A 26,137-nucleotide genomic window follows, 5' to 3' on the forward strand; every position below is an offset into this window, starting at 1 on the left:
ATTTGGGAAAAATAACGCATGAAAAAGAATGTTTACCACAATTATTATTGAGCAAAAATAAAATCGTTTTATAAAATGATAATATTAAAAATGATATAACATTTTTAATATCTGGAATAAAATAAATTAATAGAACTCTTAGCATCCTCTTTTTAATTGGAAAAATTGCTTTAATGAAAAGAAAATCAAATTTGACGCTGTGAGGGGCTTCACTTTTGGCTAAGTCTAAGAGTTCTATATCTTAACATTTTTGTTTTTTGTTAGTTTGTTTGAGGCGCTTGTTTTAATCTTTAAAATAGGCGCCTTTATTTAAAAAATGAAATTGCCTAATTATTTATAAAGAAATAAATTGAGATTATTAAAAGGAAGAGTTAACAAATTTAACACTTTTAAAAAAACCAATTTGTCAGTTTATTCGTAAATATAAGAGAAGATTGATTAAATATAATATAAGAATACTATAACAGTATTTTGAAATATTGAGAATAAGATATAGTTAAATGATTAAGAGGAATATATTATTTGGGAAAAATAACGCATGAAAAAGAAATCTTTTACCATAATTCCATTGAGCATCTTAACAACACTTCATCCTCAAAAAGATTAATAATTAAAATATGAGTTGGACTAGGGGAGTAGTTCATCACTAATATAGAAATCTTGAAACGTTCTTTTAATTATAATAGCAATTAATAGTAGGTTATTAATATAACCTAAGAATTCTATAAAAGTAAATATTTTGTTTATTTAAAGTTGGTTAGTAAAAAACGCCTAGTTTTATTTTTAAAACAGGCGTTTTTTCGTTTTCAATAATATAGTTTTTGTAATGTAAATCTAAGGTGTCGTCGTACTAACAACTCCTAAAGTATAGAGTTGTTCTAAAGTTGGTGATTCACTACCACCTGCAGGTTCCAATGTAATACCAAAAGCTTGAGATTCGTTAGCATTTTCTATAGCGAAAATCTTGTTGCTATCTGTTGCAAAATCATCAATAGTACCTAAATTTGTAGGGGTTAATGGATTTAAAGTTAATGACCAGACTTGATAAACTTTTCCTTCAGGAGGTTCTGGTAAACCTTGAGCATCTAAGTAAATACTATTGTTATCTTTATCCCAGTATACATTTGCGTATGCTTGAGGAGAAGCAGCTTGACCTCCAAGAGGAACAGATATTACATTACGATCTGTTAATACTTTAACTAATTTTTCAGAATCTTCAAGATTAGAATTTGCTATTTCAATTTGTTCTTCTAAGAATGTATTATCAGCTTCGACAACTTTAATTTCGTTTTCAAGCCTTGTATTTTGATTGGATATCCAAAATAGTCCAGCAGCTAATAATATTGAGGCAGCCCAGCCTGTATAAGCGGCCCAATTTGTTTTAGGCTTTACAATATTAATTACTTTAGTGTCATTATCGTCTTCAGTACCTTTTAGCCCTAGTACTTGTTTAATAGCACTAAATAAGTTTTTAGAACTGGTAGGAGATATCGAAGATGTTAATTTTATAATAGCAGATTCAATTTTAATAACCTCTTGTAAAACTTCAGGATACTGTAACATTTTAGAATATACATCTTTATTCTCTTTTTCAGAAAGAGAACCCGCAACATAAAGTTCCAAAATACCAGATTCTATGTACTCTTTTATATCCATTTATTGTACATCAAGCATTGCTCTAAGCTCTTTTATGCAATTCCTATTATTTGTCTTTACAGTTCCAATTGGCATTCCTAAGGTTTCTGATGCTTCTTTTTGTGTATATCCTTTAAGGTATAGAAGATCAATAATCTTTTTACATTTATCAGCCAATTTACTTACAATTTTTCTGATGCCAATGGCATCTGTACTTCGATCTAAATTATCATTACTTTCAATTATATCTACGAAAAAATCGGAGTTTAGGTTTTTATTTGAATCTTTAAATGTTTTAGACCTTATTTTATCTATGGCAGAATTACGAGCAATATTTAAAATCCATGTAAAAAAACGTCCTTTTTCAGGTGAATAACTATCAGAATTATTCCAAGCTTTAATAAAAACATCTTGCATGATTTCTTCAGATATAGCTGTATCTTTCACTATATTAAAAATCACACCAAGCATACTTTCATTATACATTTCATAAAGTGTTTGAAATGCTTTTTGATCTTTTTGCTTAAATTTTTCGACTAATATACTAATATCCATAAAAAGAAGGAAGCTTTTAAAAAAGCTGAGTAAAGAAATAACTATTTTTTTTAAATAGCAATTACTTAAAGATTAAATTTATTTACTTAATATAAGTAAGTGACTGATATCAATTTTTTCTGAGATATGTACTTACTTCTATAGCTACTTCTTCCCAAGTTTTACTAACACCATCTTCACCTTTATGAAGATCAAAGCAAGCTTTATTTAAGGTTTCTAAGGCCTCTAAAGCATCCCATTCTTCAAGATTCATTATTCCTGTTAACTTTACACGTCTTCCTTCTGTAATACTTACCTCTAGTGGTAAGTCACCAGTTACACCATTCATAGTAATAGAAGCTATATATTTTCCATTATTAACTTTTATGCTTCCTTTTAATAGAGAGGTGTTTAACATAGCTCCAAAGAAAAATGACTTTATTTTAGAATCCCTACCCACATCTTTAGTAAATAAGCTACTAACAGGAATAGAAAAACTCAAATTGTTTAATGCTTCTTCTGGCGATGCTCCAGCTTTATTATCAAAATTCAAGGTGTTAAATTCACCACCAACACCAACTTTGGCAGTTGTTTTATATGCAGTCCAAGTTACAGAAGTTGCTTCTGGTTTAACAACAAATTGTTCAATTTCTGTATTTGTAGTTTCGTCATTTTTTGTCTCTTTAGCATTCTTTTTACAAGAAAATGTAATGATGCTTAGTAAGATTAAAAAGGATATTTTTTTCATAATAATTTATTTTCTATGGTTAGAATATTTTGATTGGCAAATTACAATTAATTAATCAATTTAGTAATAACTTGTGTTTCGTTATGTAATGTTTTATGGACAGGACATTTATCTGCAATTTGTAACAAACGTTGTACTTGTTTATCATCTAAATCTCCTTCAAATTTAATTTCTCTATTAAAAGTATCTATTTTAGAAGAACTTTCGTCACAAGCTTCGCAATCTAGAGCGTGTGTTTTACCATAACTAGTATGTACTTGTACATTTTTCACATTCCATCCTTTACGTTTCGCATACATTTGTATGGTCATAGCTGTACAAGCAGAAAGTCCAGCGGAAACAAATTCATAAGGAGAGGGGCCAAAATCGTTACCTCCAAAACTAATAGGTTCATCGGCAATGATATAATGACTACCTACTTTCATTTGTGTGGTAAACCCATCATCTGCATTTAAACTCGCAACAACTTGATGTTTAGATTTTAAAATTTCTTGCTCTGGAATATCTATATAACGTTTTGCCCATCCAGAAATTACATCTCCAACATAAGCAGAATCTTTTTTATTAGTTAATAAATGATCAGCACCATCCAGAGAAACAAAACTTTTTGGATGATGAGCAGAAACATATATTTCTTCAGCATTATTAACGCCTACTGTAGTATCTTGAGGTGAGTGCATTACCAGTAAGGCTTTCTTTAAATTTTTTGCAACTTCAGGAAGAGATTTAGTTTCTAAATCATCTACAAATTGCTTTTTTATAGTAAAATCACGACCACTCAAGTTTACAACGGCTAATCCGTTAGATTTTATTTCGTCTAAACTACTACTTAATAAATGTTGAACATGTTTAGGGTTTGAAGGCGCACCTACTGTAGCTACTGCTTTGATCGAATCTAATTGTGAAGCTGCGAAAATGGAAGCAGCGCCACCTAAGGAGTGACCAATAATAAGCGTTGGAGCTAGATAGTTCTCTTCTAGATATTTTGAAGCACTAATTAAATCTTCAACATTTCCTGAGAAATTAGTATCGGCAAAATCACCATCACTTTCTCCTAAACCAGTAAAATCAAATCGTAACACTCCAAAACCATTGCTTGTTAAAGCACGACTTATATTTTTTACAGCAGATAAATTTTTATTACATGTAAAACAATGTGCAAATATTACAAAGTTATGCGCTTGCTGTTCGGCAGGAAGTTCTAAGCGACCAGATAGTTGTTGTCCTTCACGATTTAAAAATGATACTTTTTTTAAACTCATAAGTTTTGGATTTTTGTTTAAGTCGAAAATAACCAATATTACTTTCTAATTAATAAACGATATAATGATATTTTTAGAGAGATAAATGTGATAGTATTTTATTTATCTACAGCATAATCATCACCATAATATTTGCTTGTAATTCCTGTATGAAATTTTATTGCAGATATAGGCTTATATTTTACGGGAGTCAAACCTGGTAATACTTCTAATATCTCATCTTCCCAAAGATAAATCGCCATAGGAATAGTGATTCTAGATTTGTTTAATAAATTAGCTTCTTTTGGTTTGCTTACTCTATGTGTAGTAGAGGGTAAACGATCATTTGTAATACGTTGCATATAATCTCCAGTATTAAGAATGATAGTTCCTGGGTCTGGATTTAATCGTATCCATTTACCATTTGCACGATTATATACTTGTAAACCATCGACACTTTGAGCTGGCAGAATGGTAAATAAATCAATATCTTCATGACCTAGCATTCTTCCAGCTCCAGAAGCATCATCTTCTTTGCTTACAGCTGGATAATAATTAAGTCTGAATCCAAAATTTGTTGCAGATAATTTTTCGTCATATAAATGAGTATAACAACCTAAATAGCTTAAAATACTCTGCATAATAGGTAAAATTAATTTTTCATGAGACTGCACTACTTGTCGAAATACAGGTTCAAAATTGGGTTTAGGCCAATAATCGGATTCGTTATAATTTGAATTGTCAGGTAAATCAAAAGCACGCCTGCAAAATACCCAGCCTTCTACTAAATCTGGATGAATTTTTGTGGTTTCTTTTATAGGAAAATAACCTTGATTAACAGATCCATGACGTTGAGCTTCGTAAGCCATACGTTCTTTAAGAGATACGGTTTTAAATAACTCTTCAACTTTGCTTTCTGCTAAGTTATATAACTCGGTTTCTACCCCGTGCCCTGATAAAACAGCAAAACCTATTTCTTCAAGAGCGCTCCCAAGTTTTTTTGCAAATGCTTTTTTCCCTTCTTCACCACCTTCAAAAAACTCACGCATATCACAAGTCTGAATTACAAAATCCTCGTCAAATTGATCTACAGTTTCATTTTCTACTAAACCATATTCATGATCTTTATTAACACCTTCATATTTGTTAAACTCTTGATTAATAGCATGAATTCCATCTTCTTTATTTTTAGCCATTGTATTCTATATTTTATGCTTAAAAATACGCAGAAAAATTAAAAAATATTATATACTATTATAAATATACCCTATAAGAACAGTGAGTAATGTTACTGGTACAACCCACCGTAACCAGAACGTAAAGAAAAAAGCACGCTTACTATTAGGGTTGTTAAATAATTTTTTGATATAAATACTACGTTTAGTTCCCCACCATATCCCTATAATTGCTAGCATGCTACCAAATACCTGCATCCCAGATCCAAAAACAAGATCTAAAACTCCTATAATGTTTGGATATAAAGCACTTGGAAAAGCTAATATAAGTTGTAAAATACCAAAGCTTATTATCAATTTCTTTTTTGAAATTTTAAGCTCCGAAAGACTACTTATTGGAACTTGAAAAGATGCCACTAAAGATAAAAATGCGACAAGGCTTAGTGATACTAAAAATAAAGAGCCTACCCATCTTCCTCCTGGTAAATTGGTAAACAATTCTGGGAAAGTATTAAAAATAAGAGAAGGACCAGCATCCATTTTCATTCCTAATACAAGGATACTAGGAACTAAAAATAAGCTTACCAAAAGCGAAGATCCTAAATCTCCTAAACAAGTAAGTATTGCAATTTTTGGAATTTCTTTAGTTTTAGAAATATAAGATGCATAAACTACAACAAAAGTCCCTCCTAATCCTATTGAGAAAAATGCTTGCCCTAATGCTGCAAAAATTTCAGTAGAACCAATTGCTGTAAAATCTGGAGATAAGAACTGCTTAACACGATCTAGAGCTCCAGGCATTAGCCATGCATGAATTATCATATATAAAATAGATAATAAGAAGAAAGGCATAATAATTTTCGAAATTTTTTCAATTCCATTTTTTAATCCTTTATAGGATGTAAATAGTGCTGCTATAATGAGTAAAATAGTGAGTCCATATTGAATTACCCCATTACTTAACAATTGTTGAAAATATGGATTAGCTTCATTAGAAAACCCTTTGATGACTGAAAAACCAGCACTAAAAAACACGTTTGCAACCACCACGGCATAATAAGATCCAGCTATAGTTACAACAGTTATTAATAAATAACCTAATATAACTCCAAGGCGTCCTTTAAAAAGAGATTTGTATGCATTTAGTGTTCCTGTACCAATATGTTTTCCTAAAGACATTTCGGTAAGTAGGGCAGGGAACGCTAATAATATAGTAAAAATTAAATAAATAAGAAGAAAAGCACTGCCGCCATAGGCTCCCATCATATATGGAAATCGCCAGATATTACCTAAACCCACAGCAACACCAATCATGGTTAGTATTGCTCCTAAATTAGAAGAATACTGGTTTTTATTATTTGTCATATATGGTGAGTAGTTTTAAATGTTCCAGGTAATGACACTTCTAATAATTCTAAATCTTTTGAATAATTGGTCATTTGATATTTCATATTTGGCGGAATCACAAAAGCATCTCCTTTTTGAAGTTTTTGTTCTTGGCGATTTTCGGCAAGCAAATTTAAATTACCTTTCATAACAAAGGTAAAAAGAATATCAGCATCATGGCTTATAACTTGCTTTGTTGGATTTGTAGTTAGTGCTCTTGCAATATGAACTGAAGCAACATTATTTGTAGCAGAATTAATCTCTGTTTCCCTATATTCAAAACCATCGATTCTCCATTTGTTCCACTCAGATTCTTCAAGCTGATGACGACAAAACGTTTGACCCTGAAATTTTCTTTCTGGCCTGAATTCTTTAGTAGGTAGCCTCATATCATGATCAATAGTAGTCATATGCTCTGCAGGAACACCAATTTCAATAACTTCTAAATTGTCAGAGGATTCTAGAACACGATGCCTTATTTCAGGAGGTTGTGTAACACAATCTCCAGCTTTTAAAATAAATGGAGGTCCTTGATCTTCATAAACTAATTTCACCCAACCTTTATAACAAAATATGAGTTGAAATCCTATGGTATGATAGTGTACAACATCTGGTACTGGACCACCATTTGGAATATTAATATGAGATGCAATAATACTTCCTCCTAAGCGATCAGGAATAAGGTCTCGATAAAGCATACCTGCCCTTCCAACGACCCATGGATCGTTATTTGTTAATTTACGTACTTCAAATTTGTGCTGTGTTTGTGGTGTATGTAGCTGATACGTTTTAGGTAAAAGTTTAATAATTGTACCGTTAGGTGCAATTAAATCAGTGTTAGAAAATTTCTCAGGTGTATCTGTTAATAAATGTAACGTTGGTGGATTACAATTAGCATTTTTATCTATATAAATTTGTTGCCCAAAACCTGACATAATTGCAACTGCTGGATCATCTGATGGAAATATTTGATTTAGCTGAAAACCTAAATTTGTAAAATATACTATATCCTTTGTAAGATCTTGACTAGGTAATACAAGTTGAGTTTGGGTATAGTTTTGCTTACTCACGTTTTATTTTAAATCGAAGATACAAAAAAAGGGATTAGATTATCTATATCTAAATATGTTTGTATCTGGTTTGCTGAGCGGAGTTTAATTTTGTGTAAACTTATTAAATTCGTTAATACTGTACGCTTTCATGAAATCTTCCTCATCTATTGTATTCCTTTCATTAGAATTATAATCCATTAATATTTTCCACTTATTGTTTTCCTTTATGAAAAGCACATGAAACCTCGAATAGTAGTAATTATATTTTTACTAAAATAGCAAAAAGGAAAGAATTAATTTATTGTTTGGCCCTAAGGAATTTAGAGCAGGGGCTTAAAAGTAATAGACTAATAATATGTAGAACTAATTTATTAAATATCATGTCTAATGAAAAACGCTCTGAATATTTCAGAGCGTTTTTCATTAGTTGCTTAAATTTTACATTTAATCAATCTTAAAAGATTCAACTTCTTTAAAAGGGGATAAGTTTAATTGCTCCATTTCATTTTGATATCCTTTCCATTCATCATTAAAGAAACTGTTAGTTTTATCTAAAGCATCTTTTAAAGCATCTTTTGCATGTTGCATTAAAGTATTTTCTGTTGAAGTTAGTCCATTCTTTCTTGTAGCTATATATCTAGCAGCCCCTCCAATACGTTGCATTACTGTTACTTCTGGGTTTCGAGTAATCCCTTGGCGACGATCTACTTTCCCTAGATAAATTGCCACTACAGAATCAATTTTCTTAACAATATCCTTTGAAGCTTTGATCTGATTTTTATATTTCTTTTTATCAAGCTTAGCTAATGTTGAACTATACTGGGTAGCTATATTTTTACTTTCTACCAATTGCTTTACAGCATCAGCAGCAGTTTGTGTAAGTTCCTGTATATTTTTGGAAGCTGTATATACTTCATTAATAGAGCTTATAGATACGTTTAAACGTGGATCACTTTTTACAGAAATTGTTTGTTCTGAAGTTTGATCTCCATAAGTCATTACTAATTTATAATTACCTGGCTTAACCTGAACTCCTCTCGGTTCATTTCTTCTAGGTCTGATAGTACGAGAAGGCCTATCTCCTCCTTTTTCGTCCATAAACCAAGTTAACTTATGTATCCCTGTTTCTTTTGGAGTTTTACGTTTTAAGGTTCGGATTAAACGATCTCCATCATATACTTTTAAAGATAGAGAATCCCATTTAATTACATTCTTGTTTTCTTCTTCAGAAGCATTATCTTCATCCTCTTTTTTCTCATCTTTAGTTTTAGCATCTTTTTTCTTCTTATCTACTTTCACATAATAAGAAATGATAGCTCCACTGCCTCTATTTTTACCATTATAAAGTGCATCTGCTCCAAAACGACTTCCAGTTGGTTGTTGATAAGCTGCCTGATATGCGGTTGGAGGTGAAAATAAGTTTAATTTATTTTTAGTAATACTACTGTTTTTAGCAATAGCTCTTAAAGGTCTAATGTCATCTAATATCCATGCAGCACGACCAAAAGTTCCTATTACTAAATCGTGTTCACGTGGATGAATCACTAGATCTTTTACAGAAACAGTTGGAAACCCTTCTGTCCATTTTGTCCATTTTTTACCAGCATTTATAGATATATACAAACCATCGTCAGTTCCTAAAAACATTAAATTTGGCTCTTCTATATCTTCTACAATAGCTAAAGCATAACTTTCTGCATCCGTTGCGTCAACAATTCGCTCCCATGTTTTGCCATAGTTTTTTGTTCTAAAGGCATAAGGTGTAAAATTAAATCGTCTGTAATCGTTAGCAACTAATAATGCTTCTCCTTTATTCTTGTTAGAAGCTTTTATTTGAGTGATCCAACTTCCTTTTGGGAGTTCTTTAATGTTTTTTGAAACATCTGTCCAAGTATTACCTCCATTTATGGTATAGTGTACACGCCCGTCATCTGTTGCTGCCCAAAGCATATTTTTTTCTACAACTGACGGTTCAATAACTAAAATTGTAGTATGATTTTCGGCGCCTGTGGCATCTAAAGTAAGGCCTCCGCTTTCGCTTTGCTTTTGTTTTTCTGGATCGTTAGTTGTTAAATCTGGAGAAATTACTTCCCAAGTTAACCCTTTATCTTTTGATTTATGTACAAACTGACTTCCGAAGTAAATTGTACTATTATCAAACGGATCAATGTTTATTGCAGAATTCCAATTAAAGCGTAATACAACATTAGGATCTTTATGAGTTGGTTTTACACCAAAATTATTTCCAGTTTGCCAATCATATCGAGATACATTTCCTTGCTGACTCATTGACCAACCGTAACGAGAATCATCTTTGTCTGGCACCACATCAAACCCATCTCCAAAAGAGATTTCTTGCCAATATGAATTTCTTATTCCCTGAGCTTTCCATACATAAGCTGGACCTCTCCAAGAACCATTATCTTGCATCCCGCCATATACATTATAAGGATATTCATTATCTACATTTATATGATAAAACTGAGCAACAGGAATATTACCTACAAAACGCCAGGTTTTTCCACCATCTTTTGTAATATTCACACCTCCATCGTTTCCGTCTATCATGAATTGACCATTGTCTGGATGAATCCACCAAGCATGGTGATCTGGATGCACACCATTATCTGCATTATAAGCAGGCATTAGTTGAGAGAAGTTTTTCCCACCATCTTCACTTACATTAACATAAGTAAATACAGAGAATACACGGTTTTCGTTTTGAGGGTCTACATGGATATCTGAATAATAAAAAGGCCTGTTGCCAATATCGTTCTTATCGTTTACCTTACGCCATTTAAAACCACCATCTTCACTTTTATAAAGGGCATTTTTTTTAGATTCTACTAAAGCATATATAATGTTGGGTTTATTTGGAGCGATAGCGATACCTATTCTACCAAGGTTTCCTTTAGGAAATCCATCTTTTTCGTTTATTCTTTTCCATGTCTTACCACCATCGTGAGTAATATGTAAACCAGAACCTTTTCCTCCAGAATTAAAAAACCAAGGATCTCGTTTATGCTCCCACATTGCTGCTATTATTTTATTTGGATTTTTAGGATCCATAACCATATCTGCAGCACCAGTTTTATTATTTATATAAAGAATTTTATTCCAAGTTTTTCCACCATCTTCAGTTTTAAATACGCCTCTTTCTGGATGTTCACCCCATGGAGATCCGATTGCTGCTACATAAACAACATCAGGATTTGTAGGATCGATAATAACGCGATGAATATTTCGAGTTTTCTCTAGTCCCATTGCAGTCCAGCTTTTACCACCATCTAAAGATTTATAAATACCATAACCGCCATTTAAACTGTTTCTAGGGTTTCCTTCTCCAGTACCAACCCAAATCACACTAGGGTTTGATTGTTGTATAGCAACTGCACCGATAGAAGCCGTTACTTCTTTTTCAAAAATCGGATCCCATTTTATACCTCCAGAAGTAGATTTCCATAAGCCTCCAGAAGCTGTACCTACATACATTACATCAGGATTGCTATTTACAACATCAATAGAAGTAACACGTCCAGACATTCCTCCAGGACCAATACTTCGAGGCTTCATATCCTTTACTAAATCCATTGAAAACTCTTGTGCAGAAAGCAATGTAATGCTGAATAGCATCACAAGAAAAGTAACTTTTTTTATCATCATTTTTTTAGTTAGTATTAAAGAAGCGTTAAAGTTAATGAAAACTTAATATACAATTCTTAAAGCTGTGTTAATCCAATTATTTTAATATCTAAAAATATAGTATTTTTATGCGTCTATGAAAAATTCACCTTCACGCAAAGGTTTTGTATTTAAAACTTACAAAGCACCTAGCCAATCTCCATTTGAAAAACTCTTCGATATTTTTAAAGAGCTTATAACTCATACTTCTGGTGATTTTGATGAGGCTATTGATTGGTTAAAAGAATTAGATAAGGAATATAAACTTACGGATGAGAATTATACCATTGATGATTTTATTGAAGACCTTAAAAAGAAAGGATATATAAAAGAAGAAATTGATGCAGATGGTAATGGTGGCGGAATGACTATTACTGCTAAAACTGAACGTGCAATTCGTCAACAGGCATTAGATCAAATATTTGGTAAGATAAAACGAAGCGGATCTGGAAATCATAAAAGTAAAAGCCCAGGAATAGGAGATGAACATACAGGAGATTTTAGAAATTATCAGTTTGGAGATGCTTTAGACAAAGTATCAATGACAGAGAGTTTGAAAAATGCACAAATTAATCATGGTATTTCAAATTTCATACTTTCAGAAGATGATTTGGTCGTTGAAGAAACAATGCATAAATCGCAAATGAGCACGGTGTTGATGATTGATATTAGTCATAGTATGATATTGTATGGAGAAGATCGTATAACGCCAGCTAAAAAAGTTGCAATGGCATTAGCTGAGTTAATTACAACACGCTATCCAAAAGATACATTAGATATTTTGGTGTTTGGAAATGATGCATGGTCAATTCAAATTAAAGATTTACCTTATTTAAAAGTAGGCCCTTATCATACAAATACAGTAGCGGGATTACAACTGGCTATGGATTTATTACGTCGTAAACGAAATACAAATAAACAAATTTTTATGATTACTGATGGTAAACCTAGTTGTTTGCGATTATCAACGGGGGAATATTATAAAAACAGTGCTGGTTTAGATAAACATATTGTTAATAAATGTTATGCAATGGCACAACAAGCTCGAAAATTACATATTCCTATTACGACGTTTATGATCGCACAAGATTCGTATTTAATGCAATTTGTTAGAGAATTTACTTATGCTAATCAAGGAAAAGCATTTTATACTGGATTAAAAGGGCTTGGAGAAATGATTTTTGAAGATTACGAAACAAACAGAAAGAAAAGAATTAAAGGCTAGTATGAATATAGAAACTATTACAACTTTAGGAGCTTTAAAAAAAGCTGATTATAAAAGCAAATCTATAAAAGATGAATTAAGAGATAATCTAATTCAGAAAATAAAAAATAAAGAAGTAAGATTTAAAGGGGTTCATGGGTATGAAAACACAGTAATTCCAGAATTAGAGCGCGCCATTTTATCACGTCATAATATTAACTTACTAGGATTACGTGGTCAGGCAAAAACACGTTTAGCAAGGTTGATGTTAAATTTGTTAGACGAATATATACCGGTAGTAGAAGGTTCAGAAATAAATGATGATCCATTTCAACCAATTTCGAGATATGCAGTGGAGTTAATTAAAGATAAAGGCGATGAAACTCCTATTTATTGGATGCATAGGAGCGAGCGTTTTGCCGAAAAATTAGCTACACCAGATGTAACAGTAGCAGATATAATTGGTGATGTAGATCCTATTAAAGCTGCAAATTTAAAACTGAGTTATGCAGACGATCGCGTTATTCATTATGGGATGATCCCTCGTGCTAATCGTTGTATTTTTGTAATTAATGAACTTCCAGATTTACAAGCGCGAATTCAAGTAGCGTTATTTAATATTTTGCAAGAAGGAGATATTCAGATTAGAGGATTTAAATTACGATTACCTTTAGATATGCAATTTGTATTTACTGCCAATCCAGAAGATTATACTAATAGGGGTAGTATAGTTACGCCGTTAAAGGATAGAATTGGATCTCAAATACTAACTCATTATCCTGAAGACATAGAAACAGCAAAGATTATTACGCAGCAAGAAGCTAATATAAATGTCACTCAAGCAGATTTAGTCACTGTTCCAGAGCTAGCAAAAGATTTGTTAGAACAAATTGTTTTTGAAGCAAGGGATAGTGAGTATGTAGATTCTAAAAGTGGAGTATCTGCTCGTTTAAGTATTACAGCATATCAAAATTTACTAAGTGGTGCAGAACGACGTGCGTTAATGTGTGGTGATAAAACAACAACACTCCGTATGAGTGATTTTGTTGGAATCATTCCAGCAATTACAGGAAAAGTAGAATTAGTTTATGAAGGTGAGCAAGAAGGAGCAAATGTTGTAGCTTTTAATTTAATTGGAGAAGCAGTTAAAAGCTTATATCCTGAATTTTTTCCAAAAATAGAAAAATTAGAACGCCAAGGAGAAGAAACACCTTATGATAATATAATATCTTGGTTTTTTAATAATAATGATGGATTTGAATTGTTAGATGATTTAAATGATGAAATATATCAAACAGTATTAGATAAAATAACACCTTTAGAAGAACTGTTACAAGAATATCAACCTAAAGTTTCTAAAGAAGAAAGTTATTTTGTGAAAGAGTTTGTACTTTGGGGGTTAACCGAATTTAAAAAATTAAGTAAATACAGATATTCAGAAGGTATTCAGTTTAAAGATCCTTATGGAAGTTTTATTAATGGATTGTAGAATTAGTTTATAAGTCTTTTTTTTGTTTTATAGTTTTATATGCTCTTATTTGTCTTGGTTTTAGCCATAACCAAAAGCCACTAAACGCTAATAAGATAAGAACTAACGAGGTTATAGTGGAATAAGCTAATTTTATATTATCTGATTTGTTTTTGAATAGATAATCTAAAATAGAACCATCATGTATCATCTCTATTATATCTGCTGTACGTTGCTTATTAGATAATAATTCCCCTGTATAACAATTAATCTGTAATTCTGTAAAATGATGCTCAAAACGTACTTTAGCAATACCTTTTGAAGGACGATAATCTATTCGGTTGATAGTGGTATCTAAATTTAAGTTTTTTACAAATCGAATTGCATTTTCTTGAATTTTACTTAATGATATAGTAGGTTGATTAACTTGAGTTATTTTTTGAGAAGGAGGAGATAGTTTTAATTCACTTTTCCAAGCTAATAATAATCCAGTAACACCAAGTAAAAACATAAAAACTATCATAGGTACGGCTATGTATTTGTGAAATTTCCTGTAGAAACGTGTACGTTTAGCGAGATGTCTTACTTTATTATCCAATTGGGGTTAAATTATAAGGCTCGAAAGTATAAAAATTTATTGATGAAGTCATAAACGATTAATTAATTATTTAATATCAGGGATATTAATAGAAATAACTTCGGAAATTAGATCACCAGTATCACTCATCCCTTCGATATAAAAACGAATGGTTTCTTGTTCATGATCAGGAATTATTATAGTTTGCGTTTCATGTTCTAAAGTAATATCAGGAATCCAATGTATAGTTCCATATTTTTTATAGACTGGAGAATTAAAAGAGTTATATTTAGGAGTATAAAATTCTTTATAGGGTTTAAATCCTTTTTTTACTTTTTTTAAAGATACTGTTGTAGATATATTCTTTCCTGGTATTATTTTTTTTGTAAAAATTTCTATTACCCCGTTTTGACCATTTCTTCCAAACTTAATATTATTGATTCTATTTTTATTTAAATAAAGCTTTTCAATTTCTTTCATAGATAATGAATTTACAATACCACCATCTGGAAATACTGCACCATTTAAAACTAACAATTGAGGTCTTTGACTTCCTCTTATAAAACGTGTTACGCTAGTTATACCCCTATTATTTGTTCTAATATTATAACCATTTTGTCTAAGAAAATTTACAAGAGTAAATTTAGTGTCATCTTCTTGAATATATACTACATCATTGAATGCTCTTTCTATTCTTTTTTGTTTTTCTGCTTTAGAGAGAATAAGTATTTCATCAAGTGTAATAGTTTTATCAGTTATTAAACCCTTAAGGTTGATACTGTTTAAAGGTGTTTTGGATAATTTTATTTTATTTTTTATTTTTTCTAAATTTATTTTATCAGATGAACTATTAATAATTAACTGTGTGTTTAATTCAGGTTTTTCTTTAATTTTTCTCTCTGAAGCAAAAGTAAATTTAATGATTTCATTTGTTTCAGGATACAAGTTTGGTATTGAAAATGTGAATGTAGAATCAACTTCTATAAATTGAGAAGTACTATTTTTAAAAGGGAAAAGATATAATGTTTTTAGAGTATCATATTTACGATGAGGCTTTAGATTTCCTTTTAAAGTTAATCCATTTTCAAATTTAAAAATTGCTTTCGGTTTTTGATTAAAGATATTAAACCATCTATACCTGCTCCACCCTTGAGTTAATAATAACAAATCCAAATCATGTTTTTTTCGTCTATTAATATTTGTAAAGTAATACCTAGAATTCTCCACATTCCCTTTTAAATAAGGAAGGAGTTTAAAATTAGAAATAATATTATCTGAATGATTATAAGCTTTAGTATCATAAGGTAAAACAGAAATACTTAAATTATAATATATTGATTCATTTTGAGGTAATGATAAGTTTAATTGAATAGAATCATTAACCTTTTGTTCATAAACTAATCTTATTTTTTTATTTTTTTGCCTATGATTGTAAATTAACCGTTCAGCAATAGGTTGTTGTTTATCATTAATAAGTGTAAGGATATTGATACCTTCAAACAATTCTGTTCTTGGGATTGATATATTACTACTTGTATTATTATTTAAATTAACATTAAAACTTTTAGATATACCATTTTTGTGAATCAAAACTTTAAAAATAGAATCTATGGTTTTAATAGTTTTATTTACACTAATAATGATTTTATCACCATGGGCATTTATAACATTAATATTTGCGCCAATGTTTTGCGGTACTGATAATAATTTATTTATAGTTTGTCCATTACCTAATTTTGCAATTACCTGATATGATTTTCCAATTTTATATGTCAATTGAAATTTACCTAATCCGAAAGAATTTGTTTTAAAACTGGTTATGTGATTTTGATCTTGATCAAGAACTTGACCTTCATTAATTTCAACACCTTCGCCTTTAGAATTAATTACTTTTACTCCAATAGTATTTTTTATGCCTAATAAAGCATACCCACTTTCTGGAAGTAATTGGAGGTCATAGATACTATCAGTTAATGTTGTTTTTGAAAATTTATCTTTATCATTTATTATTCTAATTTCTGCAGAATAAGTGTCATCTTCAATAAAATTTCTCATCCAATATGTAGAAGCTTTGACGTAATACTTTCCAGTAGTAAGTGTACTATCAATTTCAAAATTACCTCTTAATAACCCTTCATAGCCTAAAAATAAATCGTTTTTAATTTGATTACCACTTTCATCATATAGTCCAACATAAATATTAGAAGTTTTGATAGTAGGCTTATTATTTTTTCTATCATATATATAACCTTTAAACCAAATATCTTCACCAAAAACATAGTCACTTTTGTTTAAATGTAAATAAACAGATTCTCTTGGAAGCTCAAAATATTGAGCATAATCTTTCTCAATATTTTGTTGGGCAATAATGCTAGAAGAGCTAAAGGTTATAAAAAGAACTATTAGTATACTTAATGGGGAAGAAAATCTCATAAAATGTTTTATATTTTATGTAAGACTATAAAAAATAAATTTACCCTTAAAAAAAGTAATTATTTATCGCTTGGTATATTAACAGAAATAACTTCGGAAATTAGATCACCAGTATCACTCATCCCTTCGATAAAAAATTTCATAGAATTTTGCTTGAGATCTGGTATTTTAAATCTTTGTTTACCACTAACAATAATATCTGAAAACCAATGAATAACCCCATGTTTTTTATAAGTTGATGAACCATAAAATGAATACTTAGGGTTATAAAATTCTTGATATTGCTTAAACCCTTTTTTTGTTTTAATTGAATAAAGAGATAAATCTTTAGATCGATTTACTTTTGGTAATGGGAATTTGCTAGTGTAAATATTTATTGCGCCACTATATGGCGAAAGATAATCTTTAGATAAAGCGTATTGATCAAAAAGAATTTCGTCAATAAGATTAATTTCTATTGACGTAAGAATACTTAAATCATTTAATGGAGTATCGTTTATATAAATTGCAGGACCTTTAGATCCAGGGTTTATACTAGATTTAGGTGTAATGATAGAAATACTATTTGTACTTTTATCTTCATTCACAATAAAACCATTATTACGTATTAACTCAATTACGCTTGTGTTTGCATAATCTATATTCTCAATAATAATACTTTTACCTCTTCTTAAGCGCTCCTTTTTTAAAACACCATCTTGTTCTAATTCAATGAAAGCATCTTCAAGAAATATATTATTATTTTGTATTAAAGTATTTAGTGAAGCAACACTAAATTCAGTACTAATAATGTTTGTACGATTTCTAACTGTATTAATATTTATTTTAGTATTATTTGAATTCAAATAATTTAACTTGTGTGTTACAGTAGGAAAGGTTTCTAATTTAGTATTCTTACTTTTTTTAAGCTTAAAAGAAAGCCTAATTAATTCGTTTGTTTCTGGAAAAATATTATTGAGTTTAAAAGCATTACTTGTATCTATTTTTGTGATTTGAGGAGGGCTATTTCTCAAGCCTGAAAAGTAAATAGAATTCCCTTTTCTGTTTTTAGAAAGATTACCAGTTAAACTTAAACCATATTCAAATTTAAACCTTTGTTTGGGCTTATTATTAAAAATATTATCCCAAGAGTAACGACTCCAACCCTGTGTTAGTAGCAATAGATCTAAATCATATTTTTTCTTCCTATTAACATCTGTGAAATAATGAATTGGGTTTTCTACATATCCTTTTAAATAGGGTAGAAGTTTAAAGTTGGAGATGATATTATCAGAGTGATTGTAAGATTCTGTTGCAAAAGGTAAAACTGATATACTTAAATTATAATAATTTGCAACTTGACCTGAAATGGATAAATTAAATCGTAAAGAATCTTTTACTTTTTTATTATAAACCAAATTGATTTTTTTAGAACTAATGTTGCCTTTGTAGTTATATATTAATCGTTCTGCTATAGGTATATTTTGTGAATTAAATAATGTTAAAATATTAATTCCTTTGAACAAGTTATTTCTAGAAATAGAAATACTGGTATTTAATTGATCTTTAAATTTAATAGAAACAGATTTGGATAAACCATCTTTGTGGATGAGTAGTTTAAAATTATTATCAATAATTGTTGCTGTTTTATTAATAGAGATTACTACTTTTTTATCTAAAGAGTTTTGAACATTAAAATTAACCCCTTTAGTATTAGGTTGAGGTAATTTTTGAGTTATCTCTTGTCCGTTATCTAATTTTATTAATGCTGTATATGTTTTATCTTTTTCGTAAAAAATAGAAAAATTACCTAACCCTAGTGTGTTGGTTTTAAATGAACTAATTTCAATATTATCATTGTCAAGAATCCTACCCTGTACTATTTTTACTCCTTTGCCTTGAGAATTTATGATTTTTACGCCAAGATTATTTTTCATTCCAATAAGCGCATGACCACTTTCTGGCAGGAATTGGACATCATAATCATTAGATGGTATTATTGAAATATTTTTAGAGTCAATCGGGGTTTCATTAATAATATATATTTCTGTAGTATATGCATCATCTTCAGAAAAGTTTTTCATCCAATTAGTATACGCTCTTATAAAATATTTTCCAGTTATCAAATCGTTATCGATAGTGAAATTGCCTCTTAAAAAACCATTATAACCTAAAAATAAATCACTTTTTACTAGCTTCCCATTTTCGTCATAGATGTCAACATATATGTTTGAAGTAACGTTGGCAGGAATATCGTTTCTACGATCATAAACATAACCTTTAAACCATATTTCTTCACCATAAACATATTCACTTTTATTGAAATGTAAATAAATTGCTTCTCTTGGAAGCTCAAAATATTTTGAATAATGACTTTCTATATAAGTTTTAGAATTAGAGTTTTGACTAAAAGTAGAAATAGAAATAAGTGTAGTAAAGTAAATGAGTAATTGTTTTGTCATTTGATGGTATAAATAATAAAGCTAGTTATCAAAAATCATTCCTAATTTTTAATATAAACCCTTAAAAAATGTTTATCTAGTCGCTCGCTGTTTTATATTTTGTTCACAAAACTGTATAATGCTTTTTATACGTTTCACTCTTGTTTCTGCTCGCTTTGCTTGATTTAACCAATATAAATATCCTTTTCTATAAGAAGGAGCAAAATTTTTGTAATTGTTAAAGGCAATTGGATTCTCATTAAAGGCGAATTGCAAATCTTCAGGGATTACTAATTTTTCAACATCATCCAAGCTAGTCCAAGAACCATCTTTTTTAGCTGCTTCAATTTTCACTAAGCCTGATTTATGCATCCGTTTTGATGCAATTAATTCTTTTATATATTTTTTGTTTAAAGCACTCCATACGCTTTTAGGTTTTCGAGGAGAAAAATATTGTACACGAGATTCTTCGTCTAATTTTTTAACAGTGGAATCTATCCATCCAAAACAGATGGCTTCTTGTACTGCTTCTTCCCAACGCATACTTTCTTTAGAGCTACTTACTTTATAAAGTATTAATTGAATTCCAGTAGTTGTATTATGGTTGTCAATTAACCATTGTCGCCATTCGTCTCTGTTTTTTAAATATAGTCGAGGTGCTTTTGTCAAAACGTTATAAAAATTTAATTCCCTAGGATGAAACGACTAAGGTAACATTTTAGGGAATTAAAAATAAAATTATAATCTAACTATTATCTAAATGTTCTGCTAGGAAAGACAACCATACTCTCGTGTCCATCTTTTCCAACTGATGCAATACCAAAGAAATAATTATCTAATACAATTCCTTTTAATACAAATTCAGAAACATCACCTACATAACGACTATGATCCCAAGTTGGAGATGTTGTATCTCTCCAATAGATTTTATAACCCACAGCACCATCTACTTTATTCCATTTAAATTTAGCTGATGGTTGAACAATACCTCCAATGGCTACATTAGCCGGAGGAGGAGGAGCAATTGCTAAACTCGCTAAGTTAATTGCATTAACGGCAGTTAATTTTTTGGCATATCCAAAATTAACATGCTCAAAAGTATCTCCATAATTAATTCCGTTTTCAGTACGAATATCTTGATGTTGTTGTGTATAGTTTTCGTGAGATTCCATAATACGAACTCCTGCAAATCCAAGATCATTAAATGGACGATGATGACCACCACGACCAAAACGATCTAAACGATAAATCATTCTAGGTTTCATTTCTGGCATATAAGTTTTTACATTTTTATGAATATATCGTGCCATTTGTCTTGAAATTCCATCAACTTCTCCACCTTGAAAACGACGTCTTCGTCTTGCTTGCTCAGATTCGTTTGCTGGTACTGGTTCTGAGAAAATTCTAAACTCACGATTATCAATTACACCATCAACACCTTGTATGTTTCCAATCATATCATTATTCATAATACCTATAATATCCCAACCTTTTTCTTTAGCATAATTAGCCAATCCTTGCCCGCCAAAAAGTCCTTGTTCTTCTCCTGATAGTCCTACATAAATAATACTACTTTCAAACTTGTATTTGCTTAATACACGAGCGGCTTCAATAGTTCCTGCCATACCAGAAGCATTATCATTTGCTCCAGGCGAATCAGATGTAAAATTAGTAGCATTTGATACTCTAGAATCTATATCACCACTCATCATTACAAAACGATTAGGGTATTTTGTACCACGTTGTATAGCAACTACATTAGTGATTACAACATCGTGAACAATACGAGCATTAGCTCCTTTTTTGACCAAATTATTTTGATTAATGACTTCTAGGCAGTTATTACAGTTTTTAGAAATACTCTCAAATTCAGATTTTATCCAACGTCTAGCTGCCCCAATACCTCGAGTATTCGAAACAGTATCACTTAATGTGTGTCTTGTTCCAAAGTTTACTAACGTTTGTACATCTGCTTTAATACGATCTGCTGAAACAGCATCTATAATATCATAAATTTTTTGATCTGTTTGGGCTTGAAGTACACTGCAACATACAATGGCAGTAATGAGTAATAGTTGTTTCATTTTTTAATTTTAATGATTAATACAATTGATAAAAATAGTTTTTTTGAATTTATAAGTGTTAAAAAAAATGTTAATTGCTTAGAAAGATTTACTTTTTGTAATTAACTTTTACGACCTCTACTTTACCATTATTATTTTTAATATCAACAAACACATTCATTTCATTATCATTTATTTTTTCAAAAGTCATTCCTTCAAAAACGACTTTGTCTTTAGTGATTTCTTTAAGTGGAAAATCAACGGTTTCATCTTTTGTTTCCCAACCTTTTAAATCATTATTAAAATGTTTAAGTTGAAGTATCAAAGTATTATTCACTTCTCGGATGATTTCAATTTCATAAAAAACAACTTTACTGTTATTAATTAATTTAAAAGTTGCCATCATTGAACCTCCAGAAGGTTCACTCCAAATTTCTTCAACAATACCACCAAATGCTTTACCTTTCCAATTACCAGAAATCCAAGCAATGTTTTCTAATTTTGGCTCTAATTGTTTATCTGATTGTGCTTGACACGATATGGTTATAATTAATACTATTAAAACTAAATTTTTCATGTTACCCTATATTTTAAGTTCATATCCTCCTTGATTTATGATTAATTCATTTAATCATTACCTTTTAAACTCTTATTATATTTAAGACGTTTGTAAAATTGAATTAAGGGACAATATTTTTTAATTTTAAATGAGTTATCTTTTCAATTAAAGTGATTTATTGAATAGTTTAAATTATTATTAATATATAAAAGTTACTTTTTGTATTAAACCATTTTCAATCTCATAAACAGCAACAGCACTACGATACTTTCCGTTAGCAAGAATATACTCCTCATCAATAACTTTATTACTAATCGTAATTCTGTTTTTAATTTCGCAATGTAGATCAGGCGTATTTTTAAAATAAGATATAAAACGTTCTCTCATTTTATCTTTATTTTCAAAACGTACTTTTTCTGGAAAAAAATAAATTTTCACATCATCACTATAAGTGGACATAAAAGCTTCTAAATCTCTTGAATTATATGCTTCTACTTGACGTTGTACTAATTCTTCAGGGGTTTCAGATTTTCCATTCTCAGCAACTAAAGATAACTTATTAGATTTGGTGTTTACTGCTAATCGAGAAATATTTTTGATATCAAATCCTTTGATTGAAACTACTTCCACCCATTTACTATCTTGTTTTGGATTGAATTTATAGATAATATCTCCTTTTCCCATTAAAATAGTTCCGTTAGGTGTCCAACACATATCATCTGCACCTTCAACAGTATTAACTATTAATTTTGTTTCTTTTGTTTTTGGATTTAACGAACGAATTTCCCATTTGTCGTTAGTTTTACTCACATAACTAACCAAATCGGTTCCAGGAATATTATGTAATGAACGCCCTATTTTAGGCTGGATTGTTTCATGCTCTCCAGTTTTTATATTTGAAATGGTAAGTGATAAACCTTCTCCGTCTAAGACTGATGATATTAAAGTACTTTTATTATACCAAACTTGATAGCCAATCACAATATCATCAATTAAAACACTCTCTTTTCCGTTTTTTAAGCTATAACGGTTAAGTGTTTGTGTACCATCTTTATCTAATTGAATTGCTGTAACAGCATTACTATTTGGGATTTTTAAAGGTGAGTATTCACTACCATCTGATGTATTAACCCAAGATTTGTTCCCATTTAAAATTGAATATTTTAAAATATCTGTCTGCCCATTTCTTGTTGATGCGAACAGAATTGTATTATTATCTAAAAATGAAGGTTGATTATCATAACCTTCATTACTCGAAATATTTACCTTATTTGAAATTGAAATGATTCCATTATTTTCGTTCAAATCAAAAAGAAATACATCTGTATTAGGCTGTGCAAAAGAAAATGTACTTGTTAATAGTAGAAAGAAAAATAAAAGAATAGAGGTAAGATTAAAACGTTTCATAATTAGGTAATTATTGATAAAAAAATAGATGAACTGCTAAGGTATTTATTTTGTTTCTTTTATAATGAGTTTCTAATGGTATTTATCAACTCAATTTTCTAAGTAATCTCAAATTTTCACGACTTAATGCTTAGTTTTGCAATCTAAATAAGCATATATAATAAAATGAAAAAAATTATTCTTTTAGTAACACTATTTATAAGTCAAATAGGATTATCTCAAATTACTAAAGCAAGTTTAAGTCCTCAAACTAAAATTGAACAAAATGTAGGTTTAGCGAAAATTACTTTAGAATATGGACGCCCCGGAGCAAAAGACAGATCAATTTTTGGAGCATTAATACCATACGGGAAAGTATGGCGTACAGGTGCCAACTCTTCTACTAAACTAACTATTGATAAAGATGTGACATTTAGTGGGGAAAAAATCCCAGCTGGAAAATATGGATTATATTCTATTCCAGGCGAGAGTGAATGGACTATTATTATTCACAAAAACGAAAAACTTTGGGGAGCTGGCAATTATAATAAAGCTAATGATTTGCTTCGTTTTAAAGTACCAGTAATTAATTTAAAAGATTATCAAGAAACATTAAGTATTAATTTTGAGAATTTTAATGCTAATGGGGCTGATTTAATTATTCAATGGGAAAACTCTAAAGTGGTGATACCAGTTTTTGTAGATTCTGACGCTCTAGTTTTTAAACAAATTGAGGATAAATTAATTAATGCTACTGGAGAGATCAACGCACAAACTTATTTTGATGCAGCTTCATTTTATTATGAGAAAAATAAAGATTTACAATTAGCTGCCCAATGGTTTGATAAAGCAATTTCATTAAGACCAAATGCATTTTGGTTTAAATATTATCGCGCTGAGCTAGCTTATGTTTTAGAGGATAATGAAACTGCCAAAACTCATGTGCTTAAAGCTCTTGAAGATGCTAAAGCTAGTGCCTCTGGTGATTATGGCTATATTGCTAAATGCGATTTATTAATTAAAAAACTAGGTATTAAATAATATTTTAAACCTATGATAACTAGTTAAAAATATCTTTTTACAGGCCTGTTAGATTAACTAATAGGTCTTTTTTTTGTTTTTAAGATAACCGCTTTTTCTTTTATTTTTGAAAGCAACTCTTTAAAATGATCTCCTGTTGTAAAAGGATTCATGATAGTAGTTCTTAAATACGTGATATCATTTAATTTAGTTTGTAAAATATAGAATTCACATTCTTTTAGTAGCTCTTGACGAATAGTTTGATTTATATCATCAAGTTGATTATTTGTTAACTCTTGATCGTAATATCTAAAACACACAATATTAGACATAGGTTGTATTGCAATTTCAAAATTAACATCTTCATTTAATATTCCGGCAAATACTTCACCCAAATGATATAGTGTAGTTACAAAATCATCAAAAATAGTAATTCCATAATGTTTTATAGCTGCATACCAATGTATGGACATCATATGTTTAGTACATTCAAAAGTACGTTTAGCTAAATTATACCATTCTTTTTCGTTAGAAAGCTCTAATAAGTAATCTGCTTTCTGACTAAATGTTTGATAAGAGTGGTTTTCGTCTTTAAATAACAGAGCTGTTGTTAACGCTGGCATCATTAACATTTTATGTCCATCTATAACTACAGAATCAGCATATTCGATTCCTTTTAGAATATGCTTGTAAGTTTTTGAAAAAATCGCAGCTCCTCCGTGAGCTCCATCTACATGAAACCAGATATTTTTTGATTTACAAAAAGCAGCTAAAGCTTCTAAATTATCATACACTCCTGTTGCTGTTGAAGGTGCACTACCTACCAAAGCAAAAATTTCTATTCCATTTGATTTTGCATCGTTATAATAATACTCTAATGCATCAATTTGTATAGCGAAATTAGAATCTGTAGGAACTTTAATTAAACCTAATTCCCCTAATCCCATAATTCCAACAGCCCTTTCTATGCAATAATGAGCTTGGTCAGAAACCATAACTCCTAATTTTCTAGTATTACCTTCTTTCCATATATCTTCTGTAACTTTAGCTTTTCTAGCACTTAACATTGCGGTTAAGTTAGCTAATGTACCACCAGCAGTTAAAAAGCCTGAAGCAGTATTAGAGAATCCAATTTTTTTACAAAGTAAATCGGTAATAATACGCTCTATAGAAGTGCCAGCAACTCCCATTTCGAAAATACCCATACCATTATTTAATACGCTCATGGTTAACCCTGTAAGCCCAGTAATTGGAAGTGTAGGGTTAATTTGATGACCGATATATTTTGGATGATGAAGATGAATGGAATGCTGAATTAAATTATCAAAAAAATCTTCAGATCTACCTCCCTCTAAATACTGTTTCCAATATTCCAACTCATCTTCGGGGGCATTCCAATAATTAGATTTTGGTGCTGTTCCATTAAGGTTATCACTTAAGTGTTTAGTTAATTTATCGATAAGCTCGTGACCTTGAGCTCTAAATGTTTCTGGATTATAAGCGTCTCGTAATAAGTCTAATTTCATTGAAAAAATAATTAATGCAAAATTAGAGT

Annotated in this window: 19 protein-coding genes; 3 read left to right on the forward strand and 16 right to left on the reverse strand. The window is 30.1% G+C overall.

Features of this window, described 5'->3' with window-relative positions:
• Nucleotides 1-834: 834 nt before the first annotated feature.
• The 8 genes from D1817_06875 to D1817_06910 all read right to left on the reverse strand — a co-directional run bounded on the left by D1817_06875 (nt 835) and on the right by D1817_06910 (nt 11,428).
• Entirely contained in the window at nt 835-1,656 is an 822-nt protein-coding gene (locus tag D1817_06875) for an anti-sigma factor (protein ID AXT19607.1), read from the reverse strand.
• Nucleotides 1,657-2,190 (reverse strand): sigma-70 family RNA polymerase sigma factor, encoded by a 534-nt coding sequence (locus D1817_06880; GenBank protein AXT19608.1) that lies wholly within the window; start codon nt 2,188-2,190, stop codon nt 1,657-1,659. It abuts the gene before it with no gap.
• 109 nt (nt 2,191-2,299) lie between these two features.
• Nucleotides 2,300-2,917: a YceI family protein gene (locus D1817_06885; GenBank protein ID AXT19609.1), complete on the reverse strand. Its 618-nt coding sequence runs from the start codon at nt 2,915-2,917 to the stop codon at nt 2,300-2,302.
• A 47-nt stretch (nt 2,918-2,964) separates the two neighbouring features.
• On the reverse strand, nt 2,965-4,179 hold the full coding sequence (locus D1817_06890; GenBank protein ID AXT19610.1) for an OsmC family protein: 1,215 nt from the start codon (nt 4,177-4,179) through the stop codon (nt 2,965-2,967).
• A gap of 98 nt (nt 4,180-4,277) precedes the next feature.
• The gene (locus D1817_06895) at nt 4,278-5,354 is read right to left on the reverse strand and encodes an isopenicillin N synthase family oxygenase (GenBank protein ID AXT19611.1); all 1,077 of its coding nucleotides are present in this window, start codon (nt 5,352-5,354) and stop codon (nt 4,278-4,280) included.
• Between the two features lie 48 nt (nt 5,355-5,402).
• Nucleotides 5,403-6,698 carry a sodium-dependent transporter gene (locus D1817_06900; GenBank protein AXT19612.1) on the reverse strand — a complete coding sequence of 432 codons (1,296 nt, stop codon included), beginning with the start codon at nt 6,696-6,698 and terminating at the stop codon, nt 5,403-5,405.
• A complete protein-coding gene (locus D1817_06905) occupies nt 6,695-7,789 on the reverse strand; it encodes a cupin (GenBank protein ID AXT19613.1) in 1,095 nt (364 codons plus the stop codon). Before D1817_06905 ends, D1817_06900 begins: the two co-directional genes overlap by 4 nt.
• Before the next feature lie 426 nt (nt 7,790-8,215).
• Nucleotides 8,216-11,428 (reverse strand): hypothetical protein, encoded by a 3,213-nt coding sequence (locus D1817_06910; protein ID AXT21241.1) that lies wholly within the window; start codon nt 11,426-11,428, stop codon nt 8,216-8,218.
• Between the two features lie 121 nt (nt 11,429-11,549).
• On the opposite strand from D1817_06910, the gene D1817_06915 reads away from it, so the two are divergent.
• On the forward strand, nt 11,550-12,677 hold the full coding sequence (locus tag D1817_06915) for a hypothetical protein (GenBank protein AXT19614.1): 1,128 nt from the start codon (nt 11,550-11,552) through the stop codon (nt 12,675-12,677).
• A gap of 1 nt (nt 12,678) precedes the next feature.
• A complete protein-coding gene (locus tag D1817_06920) occupies nt 12,679-14,145 on the forward strand; it encodes a magnesium chelatase (GenBank protein ID AXT21242.1) in 1,467 nt (488 codons plus the stop codon).
• 7 nt (nt 14,146-14,152) lie between these two features.
• Here the strand turns inward: D1817_06920 and D1817_06925 are convergent, their stop codons facing one another.
• From D1817_06925 to D1817_06955, 7 genes are all read right to left on the reverse strand, one after another.
• The gene (locus tag D1817_06925) at nt 14,153-14,722 is read right to left on the reverse strand and encodes a PepSY domain-containing protein (protein ID AXT19615.1); all 570 of its coding nucleotides are present in this window, start codon (nt 14,720-14,722) and stop codon (nt 14,153-14,155) included.
• 66 nt (nt 14,723-14,788) lie between these two features.
• Nucleotides 14,789-17,134: a hypothetical protein gene (locus D1817_06930; protein ID AXT19616.1), complete on the reverse strand. Its 2,346-nt coding sequence runs from the start codon at nt 17,132-17,134 to the stop codon at nt 14,789-14,791.
• A 59-nt stretch (nt 17,135-17,193) separates the two neighbouring features.
• A complete protein-coding gene (locus D1817_06935; GenBank protein ID AXT19617.1) occupies nt 17,194-19,575 on the reverse strand; it encodes a hypothetical protein in 2,382 nt (793 codons plus the stop codon).
• 72 nt (nt 19,576-19,647) lie between these two features.
• The gene (locus tag D1817_06940) at nt 19,648-20,223 is read right to left on the reverse strand and encodes a hypothetical protein (protein ID AXT19618.1); all 576 of its coding nucleotides are present in this window, start codon (nt 20,221-20,223) and stop codon (nt 19,648-19,650) included.
• Between the two features lie 83 nt (nt 20,224-20,306).
• On the reverse strand, nt 20,307-21,638 hold the full coding sequence (locus tag D1817_06945) for a peptidase M28 (protein ID AXT19619.1): 1,332 nt from the start codon (nt 21,636-21,638) through the stop codon (nt 20,307-20,309).
• A gap of 88 nt (nt 21,639-21,726) precedes the next feature.
• The gene (locus D1817_06950; GenBank protein AXT19620.1) at nt 21,727-22,194 is read right to left on the reverse strand and encodes a hypothetical protein; all 468 of its coding nucleotides are present in this window, start codon (nt 22,192-22,194) and stop codon (nt 21,727-21,729) included.
• Between the two features lie 180 nt (nt 22,195-22,374).
• Complete coding sequence (locus D1817_06955) at nt 22,375-23,583, reverse strand: steroid delta-isomerase (protein AXT19621.1); 1,209 nt, start codon at nt 23,581-23,583, stop codon at nt 22,375-22,377.
• A gap of 165 nt (nt 23,584-23,748) precedes the next feature.
• Between D1817_06955 and D1817_06960 the strand changes: the two genes are divergently transcribed.
• Nucleotides 23,749-24,603, forward strand: coding sequence for a DUF2911 domain-containing protein (locus D1817_06960; protein ID AXT19622.1), 855 nt, complete (start codon nt 23,749-23,751; stop codon nt 24,601-24,603).
• A gap of 53 nt (nt 24,604-24,656) precedes the next feature.
• Here the strand turns inward: D1817_06960 and D1817_06965 are convergent, their stop codons facing one another.
• On the reverse strand, nt 24,657-26,108 hold the full coding sequence (locus D1817_06965; GenBank protein AXT19623.1) for a pyridoxal-dependent decarboxylase: 1,452 nt from the start codon (nt 26,106-26,108) through the stop codon (nt 24,657-24,659).
• Nucleotides 26,109-26,137: the final 29 nt, after the last annotated feature.

Source organism: Flavobacteriaceae bacterium (assembly GCA_003443635.1).
GTDB lineage: Bacteria > Bacteroidota > Bacteroidia > Flavobacteriales > Flavobacteriaceae > AU392.

Bases quoted from the DNA above. Each gene is read 5' to 3' on its own strand.
- D1817_06945 (AXT19619.1), bottom strand. From the start codon at position 21,638: ATGAAACAACTATTACTCATTACTGCCATTGTATGTTGCAGTGTACTT.
- D1817_06965 (AXT19623.1), bottom strand. From the start codon at position 26,108: ATGAAATTAGACTTATTACGAGACGCTTATAATCCAGAAACATTTAGA.
- D1817_06890 (AXT19610.1), bottom strand. From the start codon at position 4,179: ATGAGTTTAAAAAAAGTATCATTTTTAAATCGTGAAGGACAACAACTA.
- D1817_06930 (AXT19616.1), bottom strand. From the start codon at position 17,134: ATGAGATTTTCTTCCCCATTAAGTATACTAATAGTTCTTTTTATAACC.
- D1817_06895 (AXT19611.1), bottom strand. From the start codon at position 5,354: ATGGCTAAAAATAAAGAAGATGGAATTCATGCTATTAATCAAGAGTTT.
- D1817_06875 (AXT19607.1), bottom strand. From the start codon at position 1,656: ATGGATATAAAAGAGTACATAGAATCTGGTATTTTGGAACTTTATGTT.
- D1817_06900 (AXT19612.1), bottom strand. From the start codon at position 6,698: ATGACAAATAATAAAAACCAGTATTCTTCTAATTTAGGAGCAATACTA.
- D1817_06885 (AXT19609.1), bottom strand. From the start codon at position 2,917: ATGAAAAAAATATCCTTTTTAATCTTACTAAGCATCATTACATTTTCT.
- D1817_06915 (AXT19614.1), top strand. From the start codon at position 11,550: ATGAAAAATTCACCTTCACGCAAAGGTTTTGTATTTAAAACTTACAAA.
- D1817_06920 (AXT21242.1), top strand. From the start codon at position 12,679: ATGAATATAGAAACTATTACAACTTTAGGAGCTTTAAAAAAAGCTGAT.
- D1817_06950 (AXT19620.1), bottom strand. From the start codon at position 22,194: ATGAAAAATTTAGTTTTAATAGTATTAATTATAACCATATCGTGTCAA.
- D1817_06955 (AXT19621.1), bottom strand. From the start codon at position 23,583: ATGAAACGTTTTAATCTTACCTCTATTCTTTTATTTTTCTTTCTACTA.
- D1817_06880 (AXT19608.1), bottom strand. From the start codon at position 2,190: ATGGATATTAGTATATTAGTCGAAAAATTTAAGCAAAAAGATCAAAAA.
- D1817_06960 (AXT19622.1), top strand. From the start codon at position 23,749: ATGAAAAAAATTATTCTTTTAGTAACACTATTTATAAGTCAAATAGGA.
- D1817_06935 (AXT19617.1), bottom strand. From the start codon at position 19,575: ATGACAAAACAATTACTCATTTACTTTACTACACTTATTTCTATTTCT.